The organism is Acidovorax sp. (assembly GCF_027492855.1).
GTDB lineage: Bacteria > Pseudomonadota > Gammaproteobacteria > Burkholderiales > Burkholderiaceae_C > Acidovorax.
Genome location: NZ_JAPUDY010000087.1, coordinates 1 through 13723 on the forward strand (window position 1 = coordinate 1; position 13723 = coordinate 13723).

At 62.3% G+C, this 13723-nt stretch carries 12 protein-coding genes and 1 pseudogene; 7 read left to right on the forward strand and 6 right to left on the reverse strand.

Annotated elements, in window-relative coordinates:
- Window positions 1-518, reverse strand: a 518-nt coding sequence (locus tag Q0105_RS17045; protein ID WP_298213331.1) for an amidohydrolase family protein, incomplete at its 3' end; no start/stop codon positions are given.
- A gap of 170 nt (window positions 519-688) precedes the next feature.
- Between Q0105_RS17045 and Q0105_RS17050 the strand changes: the two genes are divergently transcribed.
- From Q0105_RS17050 to Q0105_RS17075, 6 genes are all read left to right on the forward strand, one after another.
- Window positions 689-1474 carry a crotonase/enoyl-CoA hydratase family protein gene (locus Q0105_RS17050; protein WP_298213332.1) on the forward strand — a complete coding sequence of 262 codons (786 nt, stop codon included), beginning with the start codon at window positions 689-691 and terminating at the stop codon, window positions 1472-1474.
- A gap of 4 nt (window positions 1475-1478) precedes the next feature.
- The gene (locus tag Q0105_RS17055; protein ID WP_298213333.1) at window positions 1479-3341 is read left to right on the forward strand and encodes a feruloyl-CoA synthase; all 1863 of its coding nucleotides are present in this window, start codon (window positions 1479-1481) and stop codon (window positions 3339-3341) included.
- A gap of 18 nt (window positions 3342-3359) precedes the next feature.
- Complete coding sequence (locus tag Q0105_RS17060) at window positions 3360-3758, forward strand: nuclear transport factor 2 family protein (protein WP_298213334.1); 399 nt, start codon at window positions 3360-3362, stop codon at window positions 3756-3758.
- 34 nt (window positions 3759-3792) lie between these two features.
- Entirely contained in the window at window positions 3793-4557 is a 765-nt protein-coding gene (locus tag Q0105_RS17065) for an SDR family NAD(P)-dependent oxidoreductase (protein ID WP_298213335.1), read from the forward strand.
- Window positions 4558-4617: 60 nt separating this feature from the next.
- A complete protein-coding gene (locus Q0105_RS17070; protein WP_298213336.1) occupies window positions 4618-5607 on the forward strand; it encodes a Bug family tripartite tricarboxylate transporter substrate binding protein in 990 nt (329 codons plus the stop codon).
- 240 nt (window positions 5608-5847) lie between these two features.
- A complete protein-coding gene (locus tag Q0105_RS17075) occupies window positions 5848-7575 on the forward strand; it encodes a tannase/feruloyl esterase family alpha/beta hydrolase (protein WP_298213337.1) in 1728 nt (575 codons plus the stop codon).
- A 184-nt stretch (window positions 7576-7759) separates the two neighbouring features.
- Here Q0105_RS17075 and Q0105_RS17080 read toward each other — a convergent pair whose 3' ends face one another.
- Window positions 7760-8953, reverse strand: coding sequence for a site-specific DNA-methyltransferase (locus Q0105_RS17080; RefSeq protein ID WP_366145935.1), 1194 nt, complete (start codon window positions 8951-8953; stop codon window positions 7760-7762).
- 30 nt (window positions 8954-8983) lie between these two features.
- Here Q0105_RS17080 and Q0105_RS17085 point away from each other — a divergent pair, with 30 nt between their 5' ends.
- A complete protein-coding gene (locus Q0105_RS17085; RefSeq protein ID WP_298213338.1) occupies window positions 8984-10405 on the forward strand; it encodes a DNA adenine methylase in 1422 nt (473 codons plus the stop codon).
- Here Q0105_RS17085 and Q0105_RS17090 read toward each other — a convergent pair.
- From Q0105_RS17090 to pobA, 4 genes and pseudogenes are all read right to left on the reverse strand, one after another.
- Window positions 10395-11552, reverse strand: a complete 1158-nt coding sequence (locus Q0105_RS17090) for a phospholipase D family protein (protein ID WP_298213339.1) — start codon at window positions 11550-11552, stop codon at window positions 10395-10397. The genes Q0105_RS17085 and Q0105_RS17090 overlap by 11 nt on opposite strands.
- Window positions 11553-11694: 142 nt before the next feature.
- Window positions 11695-11913 carry a 4-hydroxybenzoate 3-monooxygenase gene (locus Q0105_RS17095; protein WP_298213340.1) on the reverse strand — a complete coding sequence of 73 codons (219 nt, stop codon included), beginning with the start codon at window positions 11911-11913 and terminating at the stop codon, window positions 11695-11697.
- Window positions 11914-11976: 63 nt separating this feature from the next.
- The gene (locus tag Q0105_RS17100) at window positions 11977-12222 is read right to left on the reverse strand and encodes a hypothetical protein (protein ID WP_298213341.1); all 246 of its coding nucleotides are present in this window, start codon (window positions 12220-12222) and stop codon (window positions 11977-11979) included.
- Between the two features lie 309 nt (window positions 12223-12531).
- Window positions 12532-13668, reverse strand: a pseudogene (pobA, locus tag Q0105_RS17105) (4-hydroxybenzoate 3-monooxygenase).
- Window positions 13669-13723: the final 55 nt, after the last annotated feature.

The following is a 13723-nucleotide window of genomic DNA, read 5'->3' on the forward strand; positions in this document are numbered from 1 at the left end:
AGCCGCAGGCCGCCGCCGCAGCGCATGCCGCTGCCGATGCCGCTGTGGCCGGTGTGGAAGATGGCGGGCATGCCGTATTCGGCGATCACCTCGTAGATGGGCCAGGCCATCTTGTCGTAGGGGTGGTAAGCCTGCACCGTCGGGTGGAACTTGAAGCCCTTGATGCCGTGCTCCTCGATCAGGCGGCGCGCCTCGCGTGCGCCCATCTTGCCCTTGTGCGGGTCGATGCTGGCGAAGGCAATCATCATGTCGCTGTTGGCCTTGGCGGCCTCGGCAATCTCTTCGTTGGGGATGCGGCGGCGGCCCATCTTGGACTCGGCGTCCACGGTGAACATCACGAGGCCGATCTTCTGCTCGCGGTAATAGGCCACCGTCTCGGCAATCGTGGGGCGGCGGCCGTTCTTGAAATATTTGTCGGCGGCGCGGTCGTATTCTTCGCCGTAGTTGTCGAACGGGTTCCAGCAGCTCACCTCGGCGTGGGTGTGGATGTCGATGGCAATCAGATTTTCGTGGTCCATGCGTGTCTCCTGGGTTGTCCTGAGTGGGCGCTCCCGTCCGGGTCGATTCTCCCGCAGCATGCGCCACGAAACATGACACAAGTCAAGGGTAAACACCGACGGAAAATGAACTGGAATCGCTTGAATTGATTATTAACTATAACCACAATTCGTTTTACATGAAAGCCTCTATGACCCATCCAGACATCCATTTCGAACTGCGCGGCGACCACCAGGAAGTGGCCGTGATCCGCCTGGCCCGCGCAGCCAAGCGCAATGCGCTGAGCGACAGTCTGATCCTTGCGCTGCGCGACCTGTTCGAAACCATGCCCGCCACCGTGCGCGCTGCCGTCATCGACGGCGACGGCCCCCACTTCTGCGCGGGGTTGGACCTGTCGGAGCTCAAAGAACGCGACGCCGGCCAGGGCCTGCACCACTCACGCATGTGGCATGCCGCGCTGGAGCGCGTGCAGTACGGCCCCGTGCCCGTGATCGCCGCGCTGCATGGTGCCGTGGTGGGCGGCGGGCTGGAGCTGGCGAGCAGCTGCCACATCCGCGTGGCCGATGAATCCACGTTCTACGCGCTGCCTGAAGGCTCGCGCGGCATCTTCGTGGGCGGAGGCGGTGCGGTGCGCATCCCCAAGCTCATTGGCGCTGCGCGCATGACGGACATGATGCTCACCGGCCGCGTGTACAACGCGCAGGATGGCGAGCGCGTGGGCTTTGCCCAGTACCTCGTGCCCGAGGGCCAGGCCTTCAACAAGGCCTTCGAGCTGGCCGTGCGCGTGGCGCAGAACGCGCCGCTGACCAACTACGCCCTCATGCACGCCCTGCCACGCATCGCCGAGCAGCCCGCCGACCAGGGCTTCTTCACCGAGGCCATGATGGCGGCGATTGCCCAAAGCGCCCCGGAGGCCAAGTCCCGCCTCGCGGACTTCCTCGAAGGCCGCGCCGCCAAGGTTCGCAAGGAGGATTGATGCCATGAGTGCCGCCACCCCGCACCGTTATCGCCCCGTGAATTTCGGCGTCACCCGCGTGAGCCTGCGCGACGATGCACCGGGCGTGCGCTACCTGCAGGCCGACCTGCCCCTGGGCGCGTTTGCCCGGCGGGTGACGGACTACCTGGTGCATTGGGCCGAGGCTACGCCCGACCACAGCTTTCTGGCGCGCCGCGAGCAGCTTGCCGGGGGCACAACCGGCGACTGGCAACATGTCACTTACGCCCAGGCGCTCGCCGCCGCCCGCAGCATCGGCCAGGCGCTGCTCGACCGAGGCCTGAGCCCCGAGCGCCCGGTGGTGGTGCTGAGCGAGAACACACTGGAGCACGCGCTGCTGGCACTGGGCTGCATCTACGCCGGTGTGCCCTACTGCCCCGTGTCGCCCGCCTATGCCACCGTGAGCCAGGACTACGACAAGCTGCGCCATGTCATGGCCACCCTCACCCCCGGTCTGGTGTTTGCCGCCGATGGAGCCCGCTACGGCAAGGCGATTCAGGCCACCGTGGCAGCCGATGTGGAAGTGATCCTGGCCCAGGGCGCCATCGAAGGCCGCCCAACCAGCAGCTTCCAGAGCCTGCGCGACACCATCGCCACACCGGCCGTGGACGCCGCCATGCACGCCACCGGCCCCGGCACCATCGTGAAGTTCCTGTTCACCAGCGGCTCCACCAAGATGCCCAAGCCGGTGATCAACACCCAGCGCATGTGGTGCGCCAACCTGCAGCAGATCACGCTGTCGCTGCCCGTGCTGGCCGAAGCGCCGCCCGTGCTGGTGGACTGGCTGCCGTGGAACCACACCTTTGGCAGCAACCACAACTTCGGCCTCACGCTGCAGCATGGCGGCACGCTCTACATCGACGACGGCAAGCCCACGGCCGGGCTGATCGGTGAGACGCTGCGCAACCTGCGCGAGATCGCGCCCACGGTGTATTTCAACGTGCCCACGGGCTTCGAGATGATCGCCCAGGCCATGAAAACCGACACCGCGCTGCGCGACAAACTGCTGTCGCGCGTGCGCATGTTTTTTTATTCCGGCGCGGGCCTGGCCCAGCCGGTGTGGGACAGCCTGCACGCCACACAAGAGGCTGCCATTGGCGAGCGCATCGTGATGTGCACAGGCCTCGGGATGACCGAATCGGCGCCTTCGGCCATGTTCTGCAACAGCCCCGACGTGCGTTCGGGCCACATCGGCGCACCCGTGCCCGGCATGGTGCTCAAGCTCGTGGATGTGGAAGGCAAAACCGAGGTGCGCTACCGCGGCCCCAACGTGACGCCCGGCTACTGGCGCTCGGACGCCGCCACGCGCGATGCCTTTGACGACGAAGGCTATTTGTGCACGGGCGATGCGGTGAAATGGATCGACGAGAACGACATCCACCGGGGCCTGGCGTTTGACGGCCGCATTGCCGAAGACTTCAAGCTCTCCACCGGCACTTTTGTGAGCGTGGGGCCGATGCGCGCCAAGATCATCGTGGCGGGCGCACCCTACATCCAGGACGTGGTGCTGACCGGCCTGAACATGAAGGAAGTGGGCGCGCTGCTGTTCCCCTCGCCCGCTTGCCGCGAGGTCGCTGGCCTGGGCCCGGATGCGCCATGGTCGGACGTGGTGGCCCACCCCGCCGTGCGCCAGCGCATCGAGGCCGTGCTGGACGAACTGGCCCGCGAAGCCACCGGCAGCGCGAGCCGCGTGGCCCGCGCACTCTTGATGACGGAGCCGCCCTCCATCGACAAGGGCGAGATCACCGACAAGGGCTCGGTCAACCAGCGCGCCGTGCTCAAGCACCGCGAGGCGCTGGTCACGGCCTTGCACGACGGCTCTGCGCCGCACATTCTTCTTGCGTCCTGAAAGAAAGCACCCCCACCAATGAGCTCCCCGCAACTCGCCACCGTGCGCCGCTACCTGGCAGCCCTGCACGCCAGCGACACCACAGGCCTTGTGGACTCCTTCGAGGCCGATGGCACCGTGGTGTCACCCTTCCTCGGGACGATGCCCGCGCACCGGTTTTTCCCCAAGCTGGCCGAGGCGTCCTCTGGCAGCGTGATCACGCCCCTGGACCTGTTCGCCAGCGTGGAGCCCTCCACCCAGGGCACGCGCGTGGCCGCCTACTTTCGCTACGACTGGACACTCAAGGACGGAAAGGTCGTGACGTTCACCTGCGTGGACGTTTTCGACTTCGCGCCCGGCAGCGATCGCATCGCCCGCATGACCATCATCTACGACACCCACCCGCTGCGAGAAGAAGTGGGCGACAAGTACGCCTGAGGGACCGCCCTGCACATTCCACCAAGGAGATTCCATGAAGATCGAAGGACAAGCCGCTCTCGTGACCGGCGGCGCATCAGGCCTCGGTGAGGCCACTGCGCGCGAGCTGGCGCGCCGGGGCGCCAAGGTGGCCGTGCTCGACCGCAACGCCGAGCTGGCGGCCAAGGTCGCGGCCGAGATCAATGGCCTGGCCTGCGCTTGCGACATCACCGACCCCGCCAGCGTCACAGCCGCCATCGGCCAAGCCGCTGCCGCCCACGGCCCCGCGCGCATCCTCATGAACGTGGCCGGCGTTGGCAGCGCAAAACGCGTGGTGCAGCGCGACGGTAGCGCGGCGCCCCTCGAAGACTTCGTGCGCGTGGTCAACATCAACCTGATCGGCACCTACAACGTAAGCCGCCTGTTCGCCGCCGCCTGCAGCCAACTGCCTGTGCTCGACAACGGCGAGCGCGGCGTGATGATGTTCACCGCCTCCGTGGCGGCCTTTGACGGCCAGGTGGGCCAGCAGGCCTACAGCGCATCGAAGGCCGGCCTGGCGGGCATGACGCTGCCCATGGCACGCGACCTGGCGCAGCACGCCATCCGCGTGTGCACCGTGGCGCCCGGCCTGTTTGCCACGCCGCTCATGCAAGAGCTGCCCGAGGCCGTGCAGCAATCGCTTGCTGCTAGCATTCCTTTTCCACCGCGCCTGGGCAAGCCCGAAGAGTTCGCCGAGCTGGCCTGCCACATCGTGACCAACGGCCACCTCAATGGCGAGGTGATCCGCCTGGATGGTGCCCTGCGCATGGCGCCCCGCTGACTTCCCCGCTTGCCGTTCCTTTACCGTTCATCCACCAAAGACACAACAGGAGACATCGCCATGACCACCACACGCCGTCAATTTGTTCAGGCCCTTGGCGCCAGCGCCGCACTGGGCGCACTGCACCCGCTCACCGCCCACGCGCAGGTGGACCAGGTCAAGGTGTACTTCGGTTTTCCGGCCGGCAGCTCGGGCGACACCGTGGCCCGCCGCGTGGCCGAGAAGTGGGGCGGCACGGCGTTCAGCAAGAACGCTGGCGTGGTGGAGAACAAGCCGGGCGCAGGCGGCCGCATTGCGCTGGAGACGCTGAAATCCGCCCCCGCCGACGGCTCGGTGCTGGCGCTGGCCCAGGTGTCGGCCATTGCCAACTACCCGCACATCTACAGCAAGATGAACTACACCGACAAGGACTTCGCGCCCGTGTCGATCGGCGCCATCATGCACCACGGCCTGGCCGTGGGCCCCATGGTGCCTGCCAACGTGAAGACGGTGAAGGACTTCCTGGCCTGGGCCAAGGCCAACCCCAAGGACGCGAGCTACGGCTCGCCCGGTGCGGGCTCCACGCCCCACTTCCTGGGCGCACTGCTGGGCATCAGCAGCGGCGTGGACCTGCGCCACGTGCCTTACCGTGGCTCCATCCCCGGCGTGACGGACGTGGTGGGCGGACAGATCGCCGCCATGGTCACCCCACACGGTGACTTCATCGCCAACTACAAGGCGGGCAAGCTGCGCATTCTGGCCACCTCGGGGCCCAAGCGCTCCATCTACGTGCCCGATGTGCCCACGTTTGCCGAGCAGGGCTTCCCCGAGCTGACCACGGAAGAGTGGTTCGGCTTCTACGCCCCGGCCGCCACCCCCAAGCCCATCATCACCGCCGCCAACGCCGCCATCAACGCAGCGCTGAAGGAAAAGTCGGTCATCGACAGCCTGGCCATCGTGGGCCTGATCCCACACGGCACCACGCCCGAAGAAATGGCCCGCTGGCAAAAGGCCGAATACGACAGCTGGGGCCCGCTGATCAAGAAGATCGGCTTTACCGCAGAGTCTTGATGCCCCCTTGAGGGGTGACGACGCCACCCGTGGCTTGGCAAAGCCAGCTCCACGGTGGTGCTCACCCAGGCCACGCCAGTTTTGCGACTTCAAGCAAAAATGGCCTCTAGCGCTTATTCAATAAGCGCTAACAGCTATTAATTTAATAGCAAACAAATTCTACCCCCTGTTCCCTGCCCACAGCGCTGCGAGGCCACGCTGTGAGCGCCCTTGCGCCTCGACCATCCAGGAGACATACGCATGACGACAAGAAAACACCGTGCCCCTGCGTCGGCACCGAGGCTGATCGCACTGGCTGCAACACTGCTGCTGGCCTGTGGCGGATCGAAGGCAGAGCTGCCCCAGCTCAGCGCCGCCCAGCCAGCGGCCCTGCAGTCGTGCACCACGCTGGCCACCAGCCTGGCCTTGCCCGACACGCGCATCACCTCGGCCGAACTGGTGCCCGAGGGCCCGCTGACACTGCAGAACCTGGTCACCCAAGTACCCGCGCACTGCCTCGTCAAGGGCAAGATGAAGGAGCGCACCGGCCCCGTGGATGGCGCCAGCTACGCCATCGGCTTCGAGATTCGGATGCCCGTGGCCTGGAACGGCCGTTTTCTGCACCAGGCCAACGGCGGCCTGGATGGCAGCGTGGTGACTGCACTGGGCGCGGTGAGCGGGGCCGCACCCATCGCACCCGGCCTGGTGCAAGGTTTTGCCGTGCTCAGTTCGGACGCGGGCCATGGCGCACCCTCACCCTTCTTTGGCCTGGACCCGCAGGCCCGGCTGGACTACGGCTACCAGGCCGTGGCCACGCTCACACCCATGGCCAAGCGCCTGATCCAAAGCGCCTACGGCAAGGCCCCTGACCGCTCGTACATCGCGGGCTGCTCCAACGGCGGGCGCCACGCCATGGTGGCGGCATCGCGCCATGCCGACGCATACGACGGCGTGCTGGCTGGAAACCCTGGTTTCAGCCTGCCCAAGGCGGCCACCGCACAGCTCTGGAAGGCGCAGCAGTACGCCCAGGTCGCATCCAAGGATGCCAGCGGCCAGCCCGATCTGGCCACTGCCGTGACCCCGGCCGAGTTCAAGCTCGTCAGCAGCAAAATTGTGGCCCGATGCGACGCACTCGATGGCGTGGCCGACGGCCAGGTGAACGACGTGGCGGCCTGCCAGGCGGCCTTCAACCTGCAGACCGACGTGCCCACCTGCTCCGGCGCGCGCGACGGATCGTGCCTCTCCAGCGAGCAAAAATCCGTTCTGACCCGCATCTTTGCTGGCCCCAAAAACAGCAAGGGCGAGGCGCTGTACACCGGCACCTGGTTCGACCCCGGCATGGCAGGGAGCAACTTCGCGTTCTGGCACTTCAATGCGCCCGCCACGCGCGACGCCGGGGCCGTGGCCTTCCTCTTCACATCGCCCCCCGCCACGGTGGCCGCTTTCAAGGCCACCGCGGGTCTGCAGTACGCGCTGAACTTCAGCATGGAAACGGACTACCCCAAGATGTTCGCCACCACGGCGCCATACGACGAGGCCCCCTGGTCGTACATGACACCGCCCAATGCCAACCGCCTGGACACCCTTAAGAACCGGGGCGCAAAAATGATCGTTTTCCATGGCGTGGCGGATGGCGTTTTTTCACCCGTGGACACCGCGAACTGGATGGACAGCCTGCAGGCCAGCCATGGTGGCAAGGCCGATGCATTTGCACGCCTCTTCCTTGTGCCCGGCATGAACCACTGCTCGGGCGGCCAGGCCACCGATCAATTCGACATGCTGGCCCCGCTGGTGGCCTGGGTCGAGCAAGGCAAGGCACCCGACAGCGTGACCGCCCGCGCACGCGGTGCAGGCGCCAACCTGGTCAACGCCGAGCTGCCCGCCAGTTGGTCCGCCGACCGCAGCCGACCGCTGTGTGTGTACCCCAAGGTCGCGCGCTACAGCGGGACGGGGGATGTGGAGAGTGCGGGCAGTTTTAGCTGTAAGTGATGGGGGATTGGAAGTGCGAAGCCCGGCTTGTGCCGGGCTTTTTTCTTTGTGCGAGGTGTTGACCAGCAGACCTGCTTGGTGAACTCGCAGAAGTTCACGACTTTTCAGCCAGAGCTACACATCAGTGAGACGCTACCCCTGTTGCCTCATAGGTCCCCGCATCAGAACCGCATCTGATGCAAGACTATTGGCGCAAGCGAAGAAAGTCAAAGCCTCCGCCGCCCTGCCAGTCAACCGAGGAAGAGATACCACCTTGCTCGCCATCAACGACCTTTCGTAGGCGTACAGCAGCAACAGTTGCAGCGTGTTCGCCCGCTTCAACACCGACAAATCGCCGGTTTGTTTTCAACGCTACAGCTCCTGTGGTTCCCGATCCAAGGTAAGGATCCAAGACCAAATCTCCCGGGTTGCTCGCGATCTGAAGAATCCGCGCCAAGAGTGCTTCAGGCTTTGGCGTATCAAACGGCGGTTCTCCAGGAAAAAGCGTCTGGATGTGCTTCTTTGCGTGGTCGTTTGTGCCAACATCGTTGGCGGTCCATAGAGTCTCTGGTGTGAGACCGCGTCGCGATGCAGAAAGAAACTTCTTGAGGCGAGGAACGCCAAGACCGTCTTTGCCAAACCAAACGTTCCCCTGCGCAATCTCTAGCTCCATGCGTTGCTGGTTGTAGACCCAACACCTTCCATTTGGGGGGGTATGTTTGCGGCCGTTTGGCGCAGTTATTACATAAAACTGAGAAGGTACGGCATGCCCAGCCTGTACGTTTGCAGAGACGGACTGCCACGGCCCACGAGGGTCATCATCGTGATTGACGTAACGGCCGCGCACATCCTCCGTCATAGTCAAACCATTGCGAGTTTGCGAGAACCTCCGAGGGTTCTTTGCGTATACAAGTAAGTACTCGTGGTTATTGGAAAAGGCTTTCCTATTTTCCCGAGTAGTCCGCTGTTGCCAGATGACCGTGGTGACAAACTTATCTCGGCCGATTAAGCGGTCCACGGCCACCTTGAGGTAGTGCACTTCATTGTCATCAATCGAAACCCATACGCTTCCATCCTCCGCCAGAAGCTCCCATACCTTCTTAACTCGAACGGCGACATCTCGTAGCCACTCCTCGTGGCCCGCGTCATCGTCGTAGTGCGTGAAGCGCTCACCGGTACGATAAGGTGGGTCCATGTAAGCACACTTCACACGGCCGCCTATGCTTGGGCCAAGACACGCCATAGCCGCTATGTTCTCGCCATGCACCACACAGTTCTCGGTGCCCGAGAGACCGTAGGACCAGCGCTTCACTGGAACAAGACGGGTAGTACCCAGGTCAACCACACTAGGTTCCGTGCGCGAACGCTCTGGTGCATTCCGCGATGTGAGGTCGTTCATACGATACCCTATGATTTTGATTTGTAACCCATGCCCTCGAACGTGCCGTCTGAAGAATTTACACAGCTACCGCTGAACCTCCCTGAGGCTCCAGTGGACGAGCCTGCTGGCTCCCCTGCGATCTTCAGGCCCATTCACTACCTCGGCAGCAAACTACGCCTAGCTCCTGCCATCGCGAACGCACTCGATGATGCGGATACTACTCGAGGAGGAACCGTCCTAGACCTGTTTGCAGGCTCCGGAACGACGTCCTTCGCTCTCGCGGGGCATCGGCAAGTCATAGCCTCGGACATACAAGAGTACTCGCGCGTTATCTGTAGTGCCCTCCTCGCACGCCGCCCAGTCACTGAGGACGTAGTCTCAATGTTCACCACCCGCTTACAAACAAGCTCCTCGCTGGCTGAAGCCTTACGCAGCGCGGTCGAGCCACTCGTAGAGTTTGAGGAGATGGCATTGGAAGCTGCATCCCATGGTGAGGCCGAATCCATCTGCTACGTGCTGGAGCACGGGTCGCTCCTTGCAGCAGAACGCGGACTTGGCAGCGGCCCATCCGACGAACTGAAAAGTCGCTTGAACGAGGTCACCCGACGACTTGCCAAGGCAGGGCTGGCAAGATCACCCGCAGCCACCGCCGTTCGCTATTTTGGAGGCGCTTATTTTTCTTACAGGCAAGCCGTGGAGCTTGATTGTCTCGCAGCACTCTTTGCCGATGCCTTTCCTCAGGAGCTTGGCGACCTGTTTACCGCGTCACTGCTGAGTACCGCCAGTCACATAGTCAACACCGTCGGAAAGCAGTTTGCGCAGCCCATTCGGCCTAGAACTAAGCACGGCAGCGTAAAGCGTCACCTTCTTGCGAAGATTCAGCGAGACCGGCAGCTCGATGTCCACACAAATTTTCTAGGCTGGCTCGGCCGGTATGCGGCCCATAAGATTCCAGGGGACGGTCATATCGCAATCCGGGCGGACTATCGAGAGGCATTGACAAAATTTGCTGGACAGTACTCCGTGGTCTATGCCGACCCGCCATATACCCGTGACCACTACAGCCGCTTCTATCACGTGCTAGAGACTCTAGCGCGGCGAGACAACCCGGAAGTAGCTCGTAGCCCCGGCTCGACCCAGCATGAACTGAGTCGCGGTCTCTATCGCGATGACCGACACCAGTCACCGTTCTGTATCAAAAGCCAAGTCGCCGGTGCCTTTCGCGATTTATTCAAGCTTGCCTCCGGTAATGGTGCGAGCATGGTAGTTTCATATTCACCGTTTGAATCCGGGGCACATCCTCGACTGATGCAGATTGATGCCCTGGTCAATTTGGCGCACGAGGTATATCCCAGTGTTGAACTAGAAAGTGTTGATGGAGTGAATCACAGCAAGCTGAACCACTCCAGTCTTAATTTCGATATGCCGCCGGAGGCTGAAGTACTCTTGGTCTGTCGACTCACACGGTAAGGCGTCCCCAGAGTGGCGATGCAGGCCACACTATTTGTACATCGGCTGCTTTATAAACAATACGACGCATACGGCCAGGGGGGGCAATATCTGTCTGGTCAAGAAGCAGCGCCATCGCGGCATGTCCCACGCTCCCTGGCATCAACAACATGTAGACGAACGTCCTGGCCCCCACTTTAGCGAAGACGCCTACGGGGCGACCATCCGCCGGATAGGCTAAACCTGAAGCCGCGTCCAGTTCAAATCGGTAATTGTGGCTTTGGACTGCTACAGCGGGCCTAACCTCCTGGAAACCAAGCGTGCCGTCGTCGCGAAGATGGAAGAAATACGCCCTGCGCTGCACCCTATCTGACGCGCCAAAAAACTCGAAGAATGTCGCCTGGTTGAAGTTTGCCTGCCCCCAACGGTTGCTAGCACGAGGAATTTCGGCAACCAGAATTTGGGTGTCTGGCTTAATCTGCGGAACTTCATCTGCAGGCTGGTCGACTTGGGCAATGCGGATGTCTGAGCCGTTCTCAGCAAGTGCGGCGGGACGCGTTTGAGCGACTTCGTCTTCTGCCTCGCTTGGCTCGACGATGCCAGCGTCTTGCATTGCCTTTCTTCGCGCAGCATTTCGCTCCAATAAGGCTAAGACGCGAGTGTCGCCGGGGTCAAGCTGACAGGCCGACGTAAATGCCACGTAGTCGTCCCACTGTTCACGCAATCGTTCCATCGCGACAGCATTGAGTCGTTCCACCGCATACGCCTCGATGTTCCAGCGCAGCCCGCCCGCAGTTAGGTTGCCCGAACCTGTTATTAGAAAACCACCATTTCCTTGGTCGAACCAGGCCACTTTGGGGTGGAAAATGGACTTCGAGTGCGTTGGCAGAAAGGCGCGCGCAGCAAGGCCAGGGTGCTCATGTCGGACCTGCGTTAGAGCATGCACTGCCGCCGTGTCCGTAATGGCGTCGACTCCGAACAACAACTCGAATGACCCTCGACCAAGGAAGTCGGTGAACTGGCTGTCTTTAAGCAATAGCTGGATGCCACCAGCCGAGAGAAAGGCAAACGCACCGCCGCCAGCCCGAGCCCCCACACACGCATCTAGCAACGTATCAACCAAGTACTCGCTATTCGGATTTGTCGGGTCCTGAATATGCAGAGGCATGCCTAGCTCCCAAAAGTTGTTTTGTTGGGGCGGCATCTCACCACATTCCTAGCTAGAAAAATACCAATTGCTAAAGAACGCCTAGCAACGCATGCCCCCGCAGGTAGCGCACCCAGGTACGCCTGGATGCTTATCCTGACGCTCAAAACGGCAACGCTACATAGTTCTCCACCAACGGCCCCAGCGCCTTCTCCGACGAGAACAGATACGTCAGGTCCGTGTCTTGCAACTTCTGGTCGTAGGCCAGCGAATCGGGGAAGGTGTGCAGTATGGTCGTCATCCACCATGAGAAGCACTGGGCCTTCCACACGCGGGCCAGGGCCTTCTCAGAATTGCTGTCGCCGCTTTGGTAGCGGGCCACCCTGGCGTGGTACAGGTAGGTAGAAGTCTGCTGCCCCGCAGACCATCACAGGGAATCAGCCAACTACTCCAACGCGCCCGGCGTGCGGCGTTCAGCCGACATTTGCGATCTGCTGGCTCCGTTCTTCGCCTTCTTCCCTTGGTCGTAATGCCACTTGATGGCGAAAAACATGCCGGTGCCGAACACGACCACCTTGAAGACAATGAAGACTATCGGGACCCAATCCATCTTTAATGGCTTTCCTAGCTGTTGATTGGCACTGTCGGGTGTGAAGTGCACTGCCTCAAAACGCTGCGTCGGAAGCTTCATTGTGTTCAAGCCATCGTCGAACCTGACGCTGACACCGTTGGGCAAATGATCTGAAAACTTGGTGCGATGCTATCGAGCCTGCTGTGCGGGCGTAAGCATCAGTTTTGCTCAAATTTCCCGTAGCAGATGGAAATCGCTGCGCAAGGCGGCTGCCTGGTAGGCAGCTTTGTCATTGGGACCACAAGGCGCGCCGAGTGCGCGGACGGATTGCAGGCCGCACTCAACGCCGATCCGGGCATACAAAAAAGGCCTGCATGGGGGAACCCCCATGCAGGCCTTTGATTTGGTGGCAGTGCTACTGCCGAGTGCTCAAAACGGCAACCCCACATAGTTCTCCGCCAACGACCCCAGCGCCTTCTCGGACGAGAACAAATACGCCAGGTCCGTGTCCTGCAGCTTCTGGTCATAGGCCAGCGAATTGGGGAAGGTGTGCAGCATGCTCGTCATCCACCACGAGAAGCGCTGAGCCTTCCACACGCGGGCTAGGGCCTTCTCGGAGTATTTGGCGAGCCCGGTGCTGTCGCCATTTTGATAGTGGGCGACCATGGCGTGGTACAGGTAGTAGATGTCCGACGCGGCGCTGTTCAGGCCCCGCGCGCCGGTGGGCGGCGTCGCCCGCCAGGAACAGGTTGCCGTAGCGCATGGGCTCGGCCACGAAGGAGCGCAAGGGGGCGATGGACTTTTCGATAGATGCGCCGGTGATGAGCTGCGCGGCCACCTCGGCGAGCTGGCGGCGTTTCAGTTCGGCCCAGAAGGCCTCGTCCGACCAGTCTTCGACGTTGTCCGTCAGCGGCACCTGGATGTAGTAGCGACTGAGCACCTGCGAGCGCAGCGAACACAGCGCAAAACCGCTTTCGTGCTTGGCGTAGATCAGCTCGGGTGACACCGGCTTGGTGCGCGAGAGCACGCCCAGCTAGCCAAACGGATAGACCTTTTCGTACCCCTTGAGCACGTCACGCGGGATGGACTTGCGGCTCACGGCGTGGAAGCCGTCGGCGCCGATGACGAAGTCGCAGTCGATGCGCACCACCTCGTCGCCACTGCGGTAGGTCACATACGGGGTGGCGCTTTTGAGGTCGTGCGGCTGCACGTCTTCGGCGTTGTGGAGACGATGCCTTGCATGCGGTCGCGCGCTTCGTACAGATCGCGCGCCAGCTCGGTCTGGCCATAGACGACCACCGAGCTGCTGCCGCAGTACTTGTGCAAATCGACCCGGTCCATGTAGCCGTCGTGGATCTCGCCTTCGCGGTCCATGCGCTCGCCGCACTGGGCCTCGCGCATCAGCGCGACAAAGCCGTTCTCCAGCACACCAGCGCGGATGCGGCCCAGCACGTATTCGCGGCTTTGGCGCTCCAGTACGACGGTATCAATGCCCTTGAGGTGCAAGAGCTGCGAGAGCATCAGGCCTGAGGACCCTCCGCCGGTGATGAAAACCTGGGTTTTCATGGATGTCTCCCGTGCGATGTGGTTCGTGGGTGGTTCATGACGTTGGTCAAACAAG

What these genes read in the sequence shown, in the direction of transcription:
- Q0105_RS17050 (WP_298213332.1), top strand. Translation starts at nt 689, where the DNA reads ATGACCCATCCAGACATCCATTTCGAACTGCGCGGCGACCACCAGGAA.
- Q0105_RS17055 (WP_298213333.1), top strand. Translation starts at nt 1,479, where the DNA reads ATGAGTGCCGCCACCCCGCACCGTTATCGCCCCGTGAATTTCGGCGTC.
- Q0105_RS17060 (WP_298213334.1), top strand. Translation starts at nt 3,360, where the DNA reads ATGAGCTCCCCGCAACTCGCCACCGTGCGCCGCTACCTGGCAGCCCTG.
- Q0105_RS17065 (WP_298213335.1), top strand. Translation starts at nt 3,793, where the DNA reads ATGAAGATCGAAGGACAAGCCGCTCTCGTGACCGGCGGCGCATCAGGC.
- Q0105_RS17070 (WP_298213336.1), top strand. Translation starts at nt 4,618, where the DNA reads ATGACCACCACACGCCGTCAATTTGTTCAGGCCCTTGGCGCCAGCGCC.
- Q0105_RS17075 (WP_298213337.1), top strand. Translation starts at nt 5,848, where the DNA reads ATGACGACAAGAAAACACCGTGCCCCTGCGTCGGCACCGAGGCTGATC.
- Q0105_RS17080 (WP_366145935.1), bottom strand. Translation starts at nt 8,953, where the DNA reads ATGAACGACCTCACATCGCGGAATGCACCAGAGCGTTCGCGCACGGAA.
- Q0105_RS17085 (WP_298213338.1), top strand. Translation starts at nt 8,984, where the DNA reads ATGCCCTCGAACGTGCCGTCTGAAGAATTTACACAGCTACCGCTGAAC.
- Q0105_RS17090 (WP_298213339.1), bottom strand. Translation starts at nt 11,552, where the DNA reads ATGCCTCTGCATATTCAGGACCCGACAAATCCGAATAGCGAGTACTTG.
- Q0105_RS17100 (WP_298213341.1), bottom strand. Translation starts at nt 12,222, where the DNA reads ATGAAGCTTCCGACGCAGCGTTTTGAGGCAGTGCACTTCACACCCGAC.